The organism is Synechococcus sp. MIT S9509, assembly GCF_047303035.1.
In the GTDB taxonomy this organism is placed as follows: domain Bacteria; phylum Cyanobacteriota; class Cyanobacteriia; order PCC-6307; family Cyanobiaceae; genus Synechococcus_C.
This window is the reverse complement of the sequence record NZ_CP138940.1, coordinates 2,066,532-2,083,420: the sequence shown is the minus strand read 5'-3', so window position 1 is coordinate 2,083,420 and position 16,889 is coordinate 2,066,532. Positions and strand designations below refer to the sequence as shown.

The 16,889-nt window shown below is 51.9% G+C and carries 14 protein-coding genes; 4 read left to right on the top strand and 10 right to left on the bottom strand.

Annotated features, from left to right (window positions below; genetic code table 11):
* Positions 1-41 precede the first annotated feature (41 nt).
* Together SIB73_RS11880 and SIB73_RS11875 are read right to left on the bottom strand one after the other, a co-directional pair.
* Positions 42-2,420, bottom strand: coding sequence for a putative bifunctional diguanylate cyclase/phosphodiesterase (locus tag SIB73_RS11880; protein WP_413404859.1), 2,379 nt, complete (start codon positions 2,418-2,420; stop codon positions 42-44).
* The gene (locus SIB73_RS11875) at positions 2,417-3,343 is read right to left on the bottom strand and encodes a phosphate/phosphite/phosphonate ABC transporter substrate-binding protein (RefSeq protein ID WP_413404861.1); all 927 of its coding nucleotides are present in this window, start codon (positions 3,341-3,343) and stop codon (positions 2,417-2,419) included. Before SIB73_RS11875 ends, SIB73_RS11880 begins: the two co-directional genes overlap by 4 nt.
* A 263-nt stretch (positions 3,344-3,606) precedes the next feature.
* Here SIB73_RS11875 and SIB73_RS11870 point away from each other — a divergent pair, with 263 nt between their 5' ends.
* From SIB73_RS11870 to SIB73_RS11860, 3 genes are read left to right on the top strand one after another with little or no spacing between them, the layout of a single operon-like run.
* The gene (locus SIB73_RS11870; protein WP_413406221.1) at positions 3,607-4,581 is read left to right on the top strand and encodes an ATP-binding cassette domain-containing protein; all 975 of its coding nucleotides are present in this window, start codon (positions 3,607-3,609) and stop codon (positions 4,579-4,581) included.
* Positions 4,581-5,378, top strand: a complete 798-nt coding sequence (locus SIB73_RS11865; protein WP_413404862.1) for an ABC transporter permease — start codon at positions 4,581-4,583, stop codon at positions 5,376-5,378. Before SIB73_RS11870 ends, SIB73_RS11865 begins: the two co-directional genes overlap by 1 nt.
* Before the next feature lies 1 nt (position 5,379).
* A complete protein-coding gene (locus SIB73_RS11860; protein WP_413404864.1) occupies positions 5,380-6,168 on the top strand; it encodes an ABC transporter permease in 789 nt (262 codons plus the stop codon).
* Here SIB73_RS11860 and SIB73_RS11855 read toward each other — a convergent pair.
* The 5 genes from SIB73_RS11855 to SIB73_RS11835 form a co-directional block, all read right to left on the bottom strand.
* Complete coding sequence (locus SIB73_RS11855; protein WP_413404866.1) at positions 6,061-7,413, bottom strand: mechanosensitive ion channel family protein; 1,353 nt, start codon at positions 7,411-7,413, stop codon at positions 6,061-6,063. The genes SIB73_RS11860 and SIB73_RS11855 overlap by 108 nt on opposite strands.
* 5 nt (positions 7,414-7,418) lie before the next feature.
* On the bottom strand, positions 7,419-8,552 hold the full coding sequence (locus SIB73_RS11850) for a hypothetical protein (protein WP_413404868.1): 1,134 nt from the start codon (positions 8,550-8,552) through the stop codon (positions 7,419-7,421).
* 294 nt (positions 8,553-8,846) lie between these two features.
* Positions 8,847-9,854: a mechanosensitive ion channel family protein gene (locus tag SIB73_RS11845; protein WP_413406223.1), complete on the bottom strand. Its 1,008-nt coding sequence runs from the start codon at positions 9,852-9,854 to the stop codon at positions 8,847-8,849.
* A 92-nt stretch (positions 9,855-9,946) separates the two neighbouring features.
* On the bottom strand, positions 9,947-11,332 hold the full coding sequence (locus SIB73_RS11840) for a mechanosensitive ion channel family protein (protein ID WP_413404870.1): 1,386 nt from the start codon (positions 11,330-11,332) through the stop codon (positions 9,947-9,949).
* Entirely contained in the window at positions 11,329-12,621 is a 1,293-nt protein-coding gene (locus tag SIB73_RS11835; protein ID WP_413404872.1) for an extracellular solute-binding protein, read from the bottom strand. The genes SIB73_RS11840 and SIB73_RS11835 overlap by 4 nt, the downstream gene beginning before the upstream one ends.
* Before the next feature lie 130 nt (positions 12,622-12,751).
* Between SIB73_RS11835 and SIB73_RS11830 the strand changes: the two genes are divergently transcribed.
* A complete protein-coding gene (locus SIB73_RS11830; protein ID WP_413404874.1) occupies positions 12,752-13,393 on the top strand; it encodes a TVP38/TMEM64 family protein in 642 nt (213 codons plus the stop codon).
* Here SIB73_RS11830 and SIB73_RS11825 read toward each other — a convergent pair.
* The 3 genes from SIB73_RS11825 to ligA form a co-directional block, all read right to left on the bottom strand.
* Positions 13,375-13,563 carry a hypothetical protein gene (locus SIB73_RS11825; protein WP_413404876.1) on the bottom strand — a complete coding sequence of 63 codons (189 nt, stop codon included), beginning with the start codon at positions 13,561-13,563 and terminating at the stop codon, positions 13,375-13,377. The two genes, SIB73_RS11830 and SIB73_RS11825, sit on opposite strands and share 19 nt — an antisense overlap.
* A gap of 7 nt (positions 13,564-13,570) precedes the next feature.
* Entirely contained in the window at positions 13,571-14,698 is a 1,128-nt protein-coding gene (locus SIB73_RS11820; RefSeq protein WP_413404878.1) for a TIGR00341 family protein, read from the bottom strand.
* 84 nt (positions 14,699-14,782) lie between these two features.
* A complete protein-coding gene (gene ligA / locus SIB73_RS11815; protein ID WP_413404880.1) occupies positions 14,783-16,882 on the bottom strand; it encodes an NAD-dependent DNA ligase LigA in 2,100 nt (699 codons plus the stop codon).
* Positions 16,883-16,889 lie beyond the last annotated feature (7 nt).

The window sequence follows — 16,889 nt, the reverse complement described above, 5'->3', positions numbered from 1 at the left end:
AACCAGTATTGATGAATTGTCGATCTAAAAACTTGTGATTATCAGGTTTTGCGGTTATTGCCATTTTGATCAAATAGAAAACCCTGTGCATATTCACATCCAAGAGCGTTAAGAGTGTTTTTTTGTTCAATAGTTTCTACGCCTTCGCCGATGAGTGTCATGTTGAAAGCTTTGGCCATGCTTATGATGGATTTAACCAGCTTGATTCCTGAGTCTTGATGAACATTTTGGATGTAAGATCGGTCAATTTTGATTGATGTGAACGGCAGTTTCCTCAGTAACTCAATGGATGCATATCCAGTTCCAAAATCATCAAGAGAAAAATGAATTCCTTCCATCTGCAGTAAATTCATGCGTTCTAAAGCACCTGCTGTATTATCCAGGACGGCTGTTTCTGTGATTTCAATATAGATTCTTTGTGCATCAATTTGTCTTTCACGAAGTTGATGCAAAAGTTTTTTGGGGAAGTCAAATTCTAAGAATTGAACAGGACTTATGTTGATTGATATATAGGTATTTTTGTTGTAACTGTGTTTTTTGAATTCCGCCTCTATGCCATCTAGTATTGATTCTGTGATCAAGTTGATCATTCCTGCTTCTTCTGCACAAGATATCAAGTATTGCACGCTTTTATTTAGGTTTTTGCATCGAAAAAGTGCCTCGTATCCAACGATTTTTTGAATATTACTTTTAAATTTTTGAGAGTTCTCTAGCCTGACAATTGGCTGCAGGTAGACAGAGCTTTCGCCTGCTTTAATTGATCTTTTCAGGTCTTCTGCAGTGGTTGCTTTAGAGATTACTTCGGATGCCATTCCCTTTTGATAGATAAAAAAGCAATTACGACCTATTTCTTTAGCTTTGTAGAGTGCTATATCTGCCTTGTCTAAAAGTGTTGCCGTTGATTTTAAGTCGATGCTGTCAATGCAAATTCCAATGCTGCAGGTGTTATGAGTGGTGCAATTCTTTAGATTGTATCCCTTGGATAATTCGATTAGAAGTTTTCCTGCTATTTTTTTTGCCAAAGCCTCGGTTTCGCTGTTGCTTCTAAATGGGAGTCTGTAAATGATTACAAACTCATCTCCTCCAAGGCGTGCAACAAAGTCGTTTTGGCGAGTACAGGATTGAATTCGATTGGCAGCTTGAATTAAGAATTGATCTCCTGAAGCGTGTCCGTGAGAATCATTTAGAAATTTAAAATTGTCTACATCAATCGCAAAAATAGCAAGTCTGTACTCATTTTTGTTTAAACCATTCTCAGCATTTTTGAGCTCTTCTGAAAAGGAGAACCTATTGCGTAGTCCAGTCAGCGTGTCATAAAAGGCTAGATGATTAATTCGTTCTTGTTGTTCTTTGTCATGTGTGACGTTGTTGGCGACAATTGCTACTACTGAACTCTGATTATCAATTGATTCTGTGACTACAGCTTCAATTTTTAGAGTGAGTATTTTTTTGGAGTCAATCGGAATAATGCGCAACTCAATTCCCGAAACTTTAATTGATTTAGTATTGTAATTTACTTGCTTGAAATTATCTAGAAATAATTTTAATTTCTCTTGGTCCTCTTTGATGACCCAGCGTTTCCAAACTTTCTCAAGCTTAAAGGTTCGTTTTTTCGTTTTTTTAGGGTTCGCGTGAAAACCTACCAGCTGTCGAAATTTTTGTGACGGAATGCATTCATCTGTTTGTACATTCCATTCAAGCCAGCCGTCATTGGTTCCTTCGAACGCTGCGCGTGTACGACCCTGTGCTTCTTTCAGCTGACCGATTAATGCAGAAACACGTCCTGTCTTTTCTTGTTCTAGTTCAAGCTGGCGGTTGCTGGACCAACTGAGAACTCCAAAGGCTGGTAGAAAAGCAACTCCAAAGGCCCCAAAAAGGATAAGTTCAATGGATCGAATTAGTGCTAGATCATTCTCATCATTAACAGCATGTCCTGAAATGCTTCCTAAGATTAAATTGTTATTTTTGATTTTACTGCTCGCGTAAAAATTGCCATTAGAAACAGTTTGTATTGATCTGTTGTCTGAATTGTCTCTGCAGTTTTCTGGTGGCAAACCATACTTGATTGAGGCTTTAGAGCCTGGCTTTTCTCGGCTCGCTATTGATAGAAATTTGCCATTATTGTCTGCAACTGCCAGGCAAGTTATGTGAAGGTCTTCGTCAAGAATTCTCAAGAGAAGAGTGTCAATATTGTTGTAGCTTGAAAGTAGGACATTTTCACTTAATTGCAGTGAAATTCTGCTCACTACTTGTCTAAAATTAAGGTCTCTTTGTTCTTCTAGGTTGCGAAGGATCCACCGGTCTGCGCCGAATAAAGTGATGAGGCCACAGGAAGCAACAACCGCAAGTGGAATGCTGCTATGACGAACTATTCGAAGAACCCTTTTAAAGTTAACTTTGTTTTTTGGATTTTCAATCATTGCACAAATTTTTCTAACCCAAGATCTTTGAGTTGCGCATAATCCTTGGAATAGCTTGCTTTAATTGGGATTTTAATCTGAACTTGGTCGAAAAGACTGCTCATTTCAGGCTCCTTTGCTATGTCAAGCCATATGGTTTGAACATTTTCAATTTCTTTAAGAGGAAGTTTTTTGCGTGCTGAAAAGGGATGCGCTGGGTATCCTTGTGTTTCGAATAAAATATCAAGATTTGAGCGTAGTTCGTTGTTCTCACGATTGAAGGTATTGTTTACGCCTCCACCCATTAATTCCGAGTCCCTTGCTACTCCACGATAAACATTTTGATGCGTTTTAACGTATTTTGGCTTAAAATAAATATTTTTTTTGTCAAGATACGCGCGAGTAAGTAGTGACGCCGCAAACGCGTTCGGCGCTGGAAGTAATAATGTTTTTCCGTTAAGTTGCTCTAGCGAGGAGATGTCGCTTTGCTTGTTCGTGACAATTATTCCCGTCAGCAAGCGTTTCTTATCTCTTATAATAGGCTGATAGATGTTGTTGACCATTACTTGATGATATGGATTCATGAAGGCATAGTCTATTGATCCTTCTTTTAAAGCTTTTTCAAACAACGGTATTGATTGTTGTTGATCGAGTTTGAAGCAGATATTTGCTCGCTTCCCGATTTCTGTAAGGAGAGGCCAGTAATCGCTATGGATTCTCGAAGCAGAGAATTGAGGCACGATTGATACCGTGCGTTGTTTTGCTTCTGCTGACTTGCTCCCTGCGCAGTTTGCTATGGCAGTGCTTTGATTCTTCTTAGGGTTGATTTTAGTTTCTTGTTGTGTCGTAATCTGCTGGCCGCAGCCAACTGTTAAAGTAATCAAGGAAAGAATGATTTTCTCTTTCATCACCTTTTTGAGTGAATTTTCTCCTGTGTTCAACATATCAGACGATTGATTGGTTCAATGTTTTAGTATTTTTTTTAGGTCTTAGCCTAATGCATGTCTTGTAATTTTTTTCAAGCCTGCCAGTGCCATGGGTTTTTGCAAACATCCGCTTCCTTGATTTGCTTTTCAGGCACAGCAATTCCGTGGGGATGTCAATGAGCACTATTGGGTAGCCGTTTGTTTCAGATTTCGCTTGGATGTTGCCTTGGTTAGATTTCTTATTCTGATATGAGTCTTGGACTTTTGTGCTGGCGCCTAAGTTGATCACGGTTGAAAGGCTCAGCAAGACCTACCGCGTTGCTGATAAACAGCCAGGCCTTGCTGGCACCATGCGCCACTTTCTGCGCCGTCGGCAGCGTGATGTGTCTGCGGTTCGGGATGTGTCATTCGCCATCGCACCCGGTGAGATGGTGGGCTTTCTCGGTGCCAATGGAGCCGGCAAGACCACCACGCTCAAAATGCTGTGTGGTCTCATCTATCCCAGTTCCGGTCAGGTGCTGGTGGCTGGTCATCAACCACAGCGTCGCCAGCCTGATTTCCTGCGGCGCATCACCCTGGTGATGGGGCAGAAGCAGCAGCTCATCTGGGACCTTCCGCCCATGGATTCGCTGCGCGTCAATGCAGCGGTTTACGGCATTCCGGACCGCGTTGCCAGCAGGCGAATCGCAGAGCTGTCGGATCTGCTTGAACTGGGCGAAGAACTCACCCGTCCGGTGCGCAAATTGTCGCTGGGTCAGCGCATGAAGGCTGAGCTGCTGGCTGCCTTGCTGCACGAGCCGGAGGTGCTGTTTCTGGATGAACCGACCCTGGGGCTGGATGTGAATGCCCAGTTGCGGGTTCGCCAGTTCCTGGCCGAGTACAACCGCCGCACAGGTGCCACTGTTCTGTTGACCAGTCATTACATGGCTGATATCACGGCCCTCTGCCCCAGGGTGTTGCTGATTCACCAGGGGCAGTTGTTCCACGATGGAGCCCTGGATCGCCTCGCCAGTCGTCTGGCGCCGGAGCGCCACGTGCGTCTTGAGCTGGACCAGCCAGCTCCTGCCGAAGCCTTCGCCGGGCTGGGTCATCTCGACAGCCTCGAGAACTGTGAGGTCAACCTGCGGGTGGACCCGGCATCGCTCACCAGAGTTCTTGCTCAGATTCTCGAGCGTTTCGAAGTGCGCGATCTGGAGGTGAATGATCCTCCGATTGATCAGCTGATCGGTGAGTTGTTCCGCCAGGGGAGCCTCTGATGCGCATCTTAGGGCTCAATCGCCGAATCGTGCGCGCTCTGCTGGGCAGTCAGTACGCGCACATGCTCGAGTACCGCGCTGAAATCGCGCTCTGGGCCTTGTCGGGAGTGCTTCCGTTCATCATGCTGAGCCTCTGGAGCGGCAGTGATGCGCGCTCTCAGCTCGGTCTTGACGGGGTGGCTCTGGACCGCTATTTCCTCAGCGCCTTTCTGGTGCGTCAGTTTTCGGTGGTCTGGATGGTCTACGCCTTCGAGGAGGATGCGCTGCTGGGCAGGTTGTCGCCCTATCTGCTGCAGCCTCTTCATCCTCTCTGGCGTTATGTGGCCTCACATCTGGGTGAGCAGCTCACGCGGCTGCCCTTCGCTGCAGGCATCGCCGGAGTGTTTTTTCTGATCCAGCCGCAGGCGTTCTGGATTCCATCCCTGGGTGGTTTCCTGCTGGCCTGGCTCGCCACCTGGATGGCCTTTGCCATCGCCTTTCTGCTGCAGAGCCTGATCGCTTCACTGTGTTTCTGGAGTGAGAAGGCCACCGCGTTGGAGCGGTTGCTGTTTCTTCCCTTCCTGTTTTTTTCCGGACTGCTGGCACCTTTAACGGCCTTCCCGCCCTCTGTGCAGGATTGGGTGCGCTGGACGCCATTCCCCTATCTGATTGATTTTCCGGCTCGGGTTCTGTCCGGTGATCCCGTGAATCTGGTCGCGGGTTTCGCCGCGCAGCTGGCTTGGGTCGTGCTGCTGCTGCCGCTGGTGCTCGTGCTCTGGCGAGCAGGCGTTCGGCGTTACAGCGCCATGGGGGCCTGAGGTGAGGCGTTACTGGCGAACACTGCGACGCTTCTGGGGCACCGCTCTGGCCACTCAGCTGGAATATCAGCTGAATGTGGTGGTGGAGCTGGTGGCGGTGGCTCTCAGCCTGGGCGGCAGTCTGCTGCTGCTGTCTCTTTTCTTCGGGCCCGGTCGGGAGCTGGGGGGATGGAGCTGGAACCAGGCTCTGATCGTGCAGGGTTTCTACACGGTGTTTGATGGCATGACGACTGCCTGGCTACGGCCCAACCTGGGTGCGATCGTCACCTATGTGCGTGAAGGCACGCTTGATTTCGTGCTGCTCAAGCCGATCGACAGTCAGTTCTGGGTGTCACTGCGCACGTTTGCTCCAGCAGGTCTGTCTGAAGTTGTTCTGGGCCTTGGTCTGGCCGCCTGGGGAGGGCATCAATCCGGTGTCGTATTGACCCCGGCGGTGCTTTTGATGGTGGTGCTGATGCTGATGGTTGCAGCGCTGATCCTTTATTCGTTGTGGTTTCTGATTGCTGCCACCAGCATCTGGTTTGTGAAGACCTGGAATGCAACGGAAGTGTTGAGGGCAGTGCTGGCATCGGGGCGCTACCCGCTTGAGGCCTATCCCGCCTCCTTGCGGTTGCTGTTCACCCTGGTGGTTCCTGTCGCGTTCCTGACCACAGTGCCTGCTGAAGTGTTACTGGGCAGAGCATCACTTCCTTTGTTGGCTTTGGGATTCATCCTGTCCGCTGGCTTTTTCGCGGCCGCCCGTGGCTTCTGGTTGTTCGCGCTCCGCCACTACACTTCGGCCTCCAGTTAACTGAAGACTGTTCTCATCCTTGGGTGGCCATTGCATTGGGTACACCTGGCGCTGAGGGAAGGGAATGGTGATGTTGTTCTCTTCAAAGGCGCTCCAGATCTGCTGACGAAGTTCGCTGCCTACGGTCAAGGCTTCGAGGGGATTGCGTACAGAGAATTTCAGCTTGTAGGTGATGGATGAGTCGGCAAAATCGATTGCAAACGCCTTAGCAGCGGGCTTGGTCAACACGCGTTTGTGGGACTGGGCAATCTGTTCCAGTAATGCAATGACTTGCTTGGGGGCGTGATGGTAAGCCGCCCCAACCACAACTGACTCTCTTCTGTAATTATCTCCAGCTGTAAATGATTCTGCCTGAGATGCGAACAGAACCTGATTGGGAATCAGTAGTTCAGCTTCATCACGTTGTCTTCTTAAAACAGTCGCCCTTAGGCCCAGACTTTTAACCCGACAAGGTTCTTTGTCGATCATTAGAATTTCGCCCGGCTTGATAAGGCCTTCGAGAAGCAGCCAGATCCCTGTAAAGAGGTTGCCAATTGTATCTTTGAGGCCAAGCCCCAAGCCCACGCCAATGGAGCCGGAGATCACCAAAAAGGCATTTCCATTAACACCTGCTGCGAGTGCAAGAGCTAGAAATCCAATGGCAACGATGCAATAACGGAACAGAGGTTCGAGTATTTGGCGACTCTGATCGCTAGTTTTAAGTATGATTTGCATTAAGTATGCTGTAAATGCTGAAAGAGTTTGGCTAGTGACTAAAATCAAGTAAAGACCTACAAATAGCAGGAATGCCCCTCCAACGACAAAGTCAGTATTAAAAAAATTTCCTAAACTAATTAAGCTTATAGTTGCAAGGCTGCTTAGCCTTTCGATGAAATAAATAATGGCAAATATTATGATAGCTGGCCTCACAATCCTGCCAAGCCAGAAGGCAAGTTGATTTTTAGGATTTCTGATTTTGAGTCTTAATTCAATCCAATTAATAAGACTGAGGAGTGCCCAGTACCACCCGACTTGAATGATAATTCCCGACGGAATTTTTACGAGCCCAAGCAGCATGCCTGGGCCTAACAGGGCTAGTGGGCCGAATAGAATGGAAGGAATTATATTTTTATTGGAGACTTTTGCATGTCGGCGTGCGATTACTGTGGCAATTACAACAAAAGCGATGAAAACCACCTGCCAGCTCACAGCCCATCGGTCTAGATAACCCAGCCAACCAGTGAATTCAGTCTGTAAAGCCTCCATAATGATCAGTCTGTTATTGAGGTGATTATTTTGAATGCTTCATTAACGCTCAGGTAGCCATCTAAGAGTTCGCTGAAAGTACTGATTAATTGTTTAGAACCTAGGGCAACATACCAACTATATATTCCCGGCCATTCTTTTGAATAGAATTTATTTTGTTCATTTAGAGCCGTATTGAGAGCGTTGAGTTCCTTGGAGCTTTTGGGGGAAATCGATACATTCTGGTTGGCTGCCAAGAATCCTGTATTACTCAGTTGTAATTTTCTTTGGGCGATCGTGTTCACGTTTGTTTTGATAAATTTTAATGCCATTCGTCGCTGTGATGGGCTGGAGTTTTTCCCTAGTGCAAAGCCATAAGTCTCTACAAGTGGAGCTGCTTTTGCCTTGGATCCGTTCGGTAACGCTGCGATGCTGAGAGTATTCCCCATTTTCTCTCTGAGATGTCTGATTTGGTAACTCTTGCATGTAATCCAGTCCAGCTTGTCATTCTTAAGGTCCTCAAATAGGAGATCTTCGGGTTCGAAGTAAATATTCTGATAAAGTGCTGCCCTGCGTAGCCATTCTAACCAACCCCGTATTGCTGGATATCTCTGTTCGTCGCCCCCAAATTGCCTTCCTATAGAACTTAGTTCAGTAATTGCTCCTTGAGTGCCAGCAGACCAAATTAAATTACCGGGTCTAGAATCAAGTCCAACTTTGTAACCACTGGCGCTGAGCTCTTCGAGCTCTTGAATGGTATCTGGTGATTTTTTTATTTTTGTATTATTGAAGCACGCAAGTTGTGTGCTGACAATCCATGGCGCAAAGCTGTAATCACCATTATCCTTAGCTGTGGATTGAATTTGATAATCATAAATCGCATCAAAGTATTTTTTATCCGGAAGTTTTGATATGAGATTGTCAGTCCGCAGCTTAGACGGTCTGATTCCAGAAATTCCGCTTACTATGATTAGATCCGGCCCTAGGTTGAGTTTGCTGTCTAGTGAGATTTGTTCAACAATTTTACTAAGTGGGTAGATGATGTAAATGATTCGAGTTTCTGGGTTTGAGCGTTGGAATGCTTCTGTGTATGTTTCTATAAACAATTCAACTTGCGACTTATCGGCTTTTACGTTGTTGTCGCTTACTCCGTAAGTCATGAATAGTGTATTAGGCGCTTTTAAGCTGCTGCAGCTGCTTAGTGAGATCGCCAAGGTGCCCGCGATTGCACTGCTGAAAGTCCTAAGCCAATGTGCAGGCATTAATGCGGGCAGAGCTTCAATGCCTCAATATTAGTCTGATTTACAGTTATTGCATCTCGGTTGAGTGGCAAAGGAATTTCTTCCTGGAAGCATCTGCGCTGTAGCGATTTACTGACCACTGGTTATCGAAGTATTGATTGTTTTGCTCTATTGGTGATCGTGTCTCCCATCTTGATTGGCCAGCTATTGGACTCAGGTTTTTGAATCTGTGCCTGGTGACTGATAAAGAGTCATGCAGTCAAAGGCAAAATCAGCGCCACTCCGTTGAACAATTCCTGCGATTTCAAGGAAAATGGATTGTTGAATATCAAGCCAGTCTTTCCATACAGTTGTTTTCGTGAAGCAATAAACCATCATGTTAATCGATGATGAATCCCATTCGTTGAAGTTAACCAGGATAGTCTGGCTTTGGTCGATGTCTGGATGCTGCTGAAGATGCGTGCGTACTTCTTTGGTGATGCTGTCAATTTTACCTAAATCTTCATAGCGCAGGCTGATATTGGCACGAATTCTGCGGTTATACATCTCTCCTGGGTTTTCAATCGGGTTCGTCGCGAATACGGAATTCGGGATATAAAGCGGCCTGCGGTCAAAGGTGCGAATTCGTGTGTAATACCAGCCGATGGATTCAACAGTTCCTTCGAGGCTGTCTGCGTTGATCCAATCACCTTCTCTGAATGGGCGATTGAAGAACAACATGAAGCCCGAGAGAAAGTTCTGGCTGATCTGTTGGGTTGCGAATGAGATACCGATGCCTGCGCCGCCGAGCATGGTGGCGATGGCACCCGATGGAACGCCGAAGGTCACCATCAGTGCTGCAGTGGCGACCAGCAGCACCGCAATGGTGAAGAGCCTGCTCATCACATTGATGAGCATCGACTCATCTTGTTGATCCTCGATCCGGATCCATCGCCTCATCGACGCAGACCGCAGTACGGTCTGGCCGATGTTCATCACAGCCCAGGTGACGCTGGCGATCACCAGAGTGGTTGAGATCCTGTTCACCTCAGCCTGAGCCAGCAGTCCCAGCTCAAGCCTTTCGTTGAGCTGATGGATGATCCAGCTGGCATAGAGGGATATCCCCAGCCCAAACAGCACTGGCCGCCTGAGTGCCGCGGCAAGGCGACTGCCCATGTTGCTGCCATGGCGTCCCAGGAACTGAAGCAGGAGCCAGGCGCCAATGAGCACCAATGTGCCCACCAGCAATCCCGTGTTGGTTTGCAGGAATTGCAGGTGGTAGCTCACGGGAGCCCTCGGCTCAGGCATGAGACTCGTGCGTCGCAGAAGAGAACTTAGCTCATGTCCTCGGTGGCATTCTGATCAATCATCTGTTCAGCTTGCAGTTGGGGCCTCAGGCTTTTCTGTGTTTTGGGCGGCCATTCCATCGGGTAGATCTGACGCTGAGGGAAGGGAATGCTGATGTTGTCTTGATCGAAGCGCTTCCAGATTGCGCGTCGCAGATCGCTACCAACGCTGAACGCATCCAGAGGATCGGCCACCCAGAACAGCACCTTGTAGTTGATCGATGACTCGGCGAATTCGAGGACGAATGCTGACGGAGGTGGATATTTTTTCACCTTGGGATGATCAGCTGTGATCTCAAGCAGGATGTCGATGATCTTGTCCGGATCATGGCGGTAGGCCGCTCCAACGATCACGCAGTCGCGTCGTGAGGTTTCAGTTGCTGTGTAGGAAGCCGCCTCCTGGGTGAAGAAGTTCTGATTCGGAATCAGCAGTTCGGCACCATCTCGCCCTCGTTTCAATTGAGTGGCTCGCAGTCCCAGTTTCCGCACTGTGCAGGGGTCTCCATCAATCATCAGGATCTCTCCTGGCCGTACGGATCCTTCGAACAACAGCCAGATGCTGCTGATGAAGTTGGAGATGATTTCCTTCGTTCCGAAACCAATTCCCACAGACAGACCACCGGCGATGGCCACGAATGCATTGCCGTTGATGCCGATGTAGTAAGCAACGCCGATGATGCCGATGCCGATCACGCTGTACCGGAACAGCAGCTCAAGACCGCGCTGATTGCGTTTCTGGACGCCGAAAATCGCACCGCTCAGCCAGGCCATCAGTGCTGCAGGTCTGGAGGCGATCGTCACGATCAGGTAGATCGCAACGATGGCGGTGTAAACCTTGCCGAGTGTTATTTCCACTCCAAAGAGGTTGGCCACGCCAATCCTTGCAAGGTTTTCCCGGCTGCCCAGAAGGCTCAGCATCGACAAAGTTGCCGAAAACACGTAGATCGGTTTGAAAAGGCTGGTCTCCACCTCTGCGATGGGGAATCGGGGATTGGTTTTCTCCACCAACATTTTCAAGGGCGTGAACAGATTCCATCCCAGCCAGAGCAGTCCGAAATAACGCAGTAATCCAAAAGGAACCCGAAGTAATGCGAAAACTCCGGCCATCAGCAGAACAACGCCGGGGCCAACCAGCACGCGGATGGAATCGGGAAAGCGCTGATGCAGCCCTGCTCGGTTGAGCATGCGCTGGAAACGTTGATTGCGGTTCAGCAGGATGCTGCGTGTGCGCGCGATCAGGAGAACAACGAGCACCAGGAGCAGCTGGATGAGGACTGGCCAACGCTGCACAAACGCAACCCAGCTGACCATTTCGACCAGAATTTCTCCTGGAGCCACTGTGATCAGGAGATCGGAGAGGACGGAAGCAGTCATGAAGCTGGGCGCATAGTGGTCTGCAGACGCTCAGCTCCCTTGGCAGGAGTTTTGGCCCCGAAGATCACATCATTGAGGATGTTCTGGATGGTTTTGGCAAGTTTCGGATTTGCATCAATGGCGGCGACGATTTCATCGCCAACTTTGATTTCCTGTTTGGCTTTGAATAAGTAGAGGTTTTCGATTCCAGGGATCTGGCGGTTGATGATTGTTGCTGCTGCAGGATTCACCGGGTAGTTGGTTCTATAACGCAGAGACCAGGTTTTCTGGGCCCATGGTTGGACGATGAATTGCATCAGTTCTTCAGCGGTTTGACGCTGGCGCGGACTGGAATTGCGTCCAAGACCCCAAACCTGGAGTTTGCTGATGGGCGATGCCGGCGCTGAGGGGCCGGCAGGCAACGCGGTGATGCCAAGATTGTCTTTCATCGCTTCCCTCAGTTGAGGTAGTTGCGAGGTCCAGCAGCTGATCCAGTGGAGTTGGCCACCGATCAGCTGCTTGCGCAGCGTGGCCTGATCCCTGAGGAACATCACATTTTGCTGAAAACTGGCGTCCCGCAGCCAGCTGAGCCAGCGAACCAGTTGCTGAGTTTGTTCTGCAGTGGGTTGTTCGCCACGGAGTGAGCTCACCAGAGCGTTGCCGGCCTTGAACCCGCTCATGCTCCAGTAGAGGTCTTCGAAGTTCTGGGTGATGCCAAACACCTGGCCCTTACTGCTTTGTTTCGACATGAGTGCCAGGGTTGTCGGCGTCACCTTGAGTTTGCGCTTGTCGTAACAGGCCAGCTGGATGTACTGGGAGACCGGCAGACCTGTGACTTCGCCAGTGGAGTTGGTGACGCGTTGCAGCAAGCCCGGAGCAATGGCGTTGCGTTGCTCCGATGTGATGGGGACTGGCTCCAGCAGTTTCGCTTCGAAGAGTTCCTGGATGACGCGGGCATCACCCATGACGAGATCCGGCCCCAGCCCGCTCATGGTCTGCCGGCTCAGTTCAGATTCGACGGCCGCCTCCGAATAAAGGGCGGGCTGGATGCGCAGACCTGGCACCACGTCCCAAAGATTGTTCTGAAAGCTGCGCAGTGGTGTGCGGTCTCTGGAACTGTCAACCGGGGTGACTCTTTCGTTGGTCGGCAGAACATGGGCGACCCGCAGTAGTCGGATCGGTGTTCGATTGCCGCTGCTGCAGGAGCTCAGCAGCCCTGCTGTGCAGAGAAATCCCAGCACCAGCAGGCGCCGTCGGATCTGTGGTGCCTGGAGATGTCGGTGTTGCACAGCAGCCGGCAGGTCTTCCATTCAACGATTCGACGCTAAGCCGGAAGAGGGTTTGGTCAGTGTTCGGATGCCACTGGTTACGGACGTCATTGTGGTGCGGTTGCGTTGTCGCTGCGTCCCATGGAACGGTGATGGCACCGATGGTTGAAGGATGGAAGCAATCGCTCAGCTGATCGACACCGAAGCTCTTCTGGCATGGCTGGAGTCGCCAGCTGGAGCCCTGCTGTTCATTCCTCTTTATGCCATCTGGGTGACTCTGCTGCTGCCAGGGATCTGGGCTTCGATGCTGGCCGGAGCCTTGTATGGCCCCTGGTTGGGAAGCCTGCTTGTGTTTGCCGGGGCGAGCCTGGGTGCCGAGGCTGCGTTTCTGCTGGGCAGGCACTGGCTCAGGGGCTGGGCGCAACAGCGACTGAGCCGTTTCCCGAAGCTGCTGGCGATTGAGAAGGCCGTCAGCAGGGAGGGGTTTCGTTTGGTGTTGCTGACGCGCCTGTCACCAGCGTTCCCATTCTCTTTGCTGAACCTGGCTTACGGACTCAGTGAGGTGAGTCTGCGGGATTACAACCTTGGCTTGATCGGGATCATTCCCGGCACGATTCTGTTCTGTGCTCTAGGTGCTCTGGCCGGCAGTGCCGCAAGGTTCGGCGAAGTGCTGGCCGGAGAGACTTCAGCGCAAGCCTGGGTTCTTCGGGTTGTGGGCGTGCTGGCCACGGTGGGAGTTGTGTGGCTGGTGGGACGTTCCGCTCGCAAAGCCCTTCAGGACGCAGGTGCTGATGCTCAGGGTCCTGAGATCTGATCAGGATCGGGCAGTTGCCAGTCACGCAGAGCGGCGATCCCGACAAACCAATACAGCCTGGCTTTGGCTGTGAACCCTCTGCGGCTGCTGAGCTCGGTGTATTTGGCCCGACCGCACTCCGTTTTGATCCACCTGAAGATGGGGGGACGATCTCTCTCCGCATTGGTCATGACTTGATCATTGAGTCGATGGCAGCGCTGAGCTGTCGCTGAATTTATTGATCTGATTGGGAATCACGCTGATCGTGACCTTGGTGTCATCAAGGTTGAACTCTTCCTTGGAGCTGCGCACGATGGTTTCGGAGAGTTCATTGGCCAGGCCTTCGTTCAGTACGCCCTTCGGTGCGCTCAGAACCAGGTCCACGCTGGCCTTGTTGTTGATCACCCGCACATTGCTGAACAGCAGCCGCACCCTCTGCCACAGATAGGGGTTCTTGCTGGTGATTCTCAGTTGATTGACCTGACCGGCCTTGAAGGTGTCGAATCTGCTGACAATTTCCTGCCTGACGCTGAAGTCGTGCAGGGCGGAAGAGAGAGGGATGCACAACAAACCAAGCAGAGCCAGCCACACAAGCAGATTGCGCCAGCACTGAACAACGCTGCCGTAGCGCTGCACAAGGAAGATGAACAAGCTCGCCACCGTGATTCCGATCAGGTTGACCACGAACAGCAGGAAGGAACCCTCGGAGATCTGATTGGTGAGGCCGGCCACAGTGCCGCGACCAAACACCGCCACCACCTCATTGCCCATGCTCAGGCCGATGCCGCAGACGCACAGTGGTGGAACCAGTGCCACGGCGATGGCGACTCCGGCCAGTGAATTGGACAGCCTTTCGCGGGTCATGCTGAAGGAACCAGCCACGGCGGCCGCCACGGCAACGCCCAGGTCAATCAGGTTGGGCGACGTTCGGGAGGTCATCTCCCGATTCACCTCACTCACATCCAGCAGTAACGACAACAAAGCTGCGGTGGCGATCACGGCGATCACACCGATCACCACAGTCATCAATGAGCGCTTCGCCAGCTTGTTGTTGCTGATCGAGAGGGCGAAAGCGAGGCTGAGGATCGGATCCATCAGTGGCGCCACGATCATGGCTCCGATCACCACTGCTGTGCTGTTGGAGATCAGTCCAAGCGTGGCGATCACCGCCGCGCACAGCAGCAGCACGAAGAAGCCGAGTGACGGCTTGGAGGATTCAATTCGGGCCTGGTAGAGCTCCTTGCGTGGAATGCGGTTCTCGAGGTTGATCTGCCATTCGCCGGACAGATTGTCCAGAACGCTGTGAAGGGGAGTTGACGAGTCCACAGGCCTAGATGCTGGGCATGATGACTGCTTCAGTCTCCGCCATCGCAATCATCGAGGGGATGTTTTGATCACCGACAAACGTTTTCAGCTTTCGATCGGTTCGAGCAAAGCGATCAGTCCGTCTTCATCGATCACCCTGATGCCCAGCTTGTTGGCCTTTTCCAGCTTGCTGCCAGCCTCTTCGCCCGCGAGTACGAAGGACGTCTTTTTGCTGACGGAGCCACTGACCTTGCCTCCTGCCGCTTCAATCAGCTCCTTCGCCTGAGCTCGGCTCATCGATGGAAGTGTGCCGGTGATGACCACGGTCTGACCGGACAGCGTCCCGTCCTCATCGCTGCGGCTTGCAAGGTCCTTGCGCTCCTGCTCAGTGGCGGCCAGTGAGAGCCCGACCTCCTTCAGCTGCTGAACCAGCGCCTGATTGGCTCTGGTGCTGAACCATTGCTGCAGGCTCTGGGTGATCTCCTGACCAATGCCATGCAGCTCAGTGATCGCCTCAGGCTGAGCAACGGCGGTTTGAGCCAGCGTGTCAACGTCTGGAAAGGCTGCGGCGAGCGCTTTGGCGTTGACTTCGCCCACGTGGTGGACGCCGAGTGCGTAAAGCTGGCGAGCCCATGGCTTGGAGCGGGATGCGTCGATGGCAGTCACGAGGTTTTCGGCGCTTTTCTCACCCATCCGTTCCAGGCTGCTGAGCAGTGCCACATCCAGGCGGTACAGATCGGAGACTGAGCGCACCAGACCTCGCTCCACCAGTTGCTCGATCAACTTCCCTCCCAATCCCTCCACATCGAGGGCACCTTTGCCGACCCAGTGGCGCAGAGCGCCTTGCAGGATCGCCGGGCAGCTGATGTTCACGCAGCGGGTTGCGGCTTCACCGTTTTCCCTGACCAGGTCGGAGTTGCAACTGGGGCACTGATAGGGCAGATCAAGCGGTAAAGCTCCTTCAGGTCTGAGCTCGGGAAGCACTCGCAGCACCTCAGGGATGATCTCGCCGGCCTTGCGCACAACGATGGTGTCGCCGCTGTGGAGATCCAGTTCCGCCAGTCGGTCGGCGTTGTGCAGGGTGGCGCGACTGACATTCGTGCCGGCCAGGGCAACGGGTTCGAATTCCGCCACGGGAGTAATCACCCCGGTGCGGCCCACCTGACAGGTCAGGCGCAGTAGCCGGCTCGGCGCTTCCTCGGCCGGGTATTTCAGTGCAATGGCCCACCGCGGCGCTTTCTGCGTGAAGCCCGCACTCTCCTGAAGACGCAGGTCGTCGAGTTTCACCACCACCCCGTCAGTGGCGTAATCAAGGTCGTGACGCCGGCTGTCCCAGACGTTGAAGAAGGTCTCCACCGCCGCGAGATCCGGCAGCAGTGCTGCGTTGGGATTCACCCGGAAACCTGCGTTGCGGAGCCAGCTGAGGCTTTCCCACTGGCTGGTTGGTCGCAGACCGACCCAGTCATCGGGCAGGTGCACTGTGTACGCGAAGAAATCCAGTCGACGTGATGCCACCACTTTCGGATCGAGCTGACGCAGGGTGCCTGCACAGGCGTTGCGGGGGTTTGCGAACAGCGGTTCATCCCGCGCTGCCCGGTCGGCATTGATGGCAGCAAAGGTGCGATCAGGAATCAGGGCCTCGCCACGCACTTCAACCCATGCCGGTGGGTGATCGAGGTGCAGTCGCAGAGGAATCGAAGCGATGGTGCGCACATTCGCAGTGATCTCCTCACCCTTTTCGCCGTCCCCGCGGGTGGTGCCCCTGGTCAGCAGCCCGTTCTCGTAACTGAGGGCGAGGGCATTGCCATCGATCTTGAGTTCCCCAACCATGGGCAGCGCCGGCAGGGGAGCTTCAGCACGTGGTTCTTTGTCGAGCACCTTCAGCAGGCGGGCGTACCAGCTGCGCAGCTCTTCAGGGCTGAAGGCATTGTCGAGACTGAACAGCGGGATGCGGTGAGCCACGCTGGTAAATCCTTCGGAGGGCGTTCCTCCCACCCGCTGAGTCGGGCTGTCTGCCATCACCAGCTCAGGATGAGCAGTCTCCAGATCAAGCAGTTCGCGGTAGAGCCTGTCGTAGACCGAATCCTCAAGCTCCGGGGCATCCAGCACGTAATAGGCATGGGCCGCTCGGGTGAGCAGCTGCCTCAGTTCTGCGGCGCGTTCGCTGTCCTGATTCGATGCGGTTTTCGAGGCCGGCGCAGTCACGGTCGGA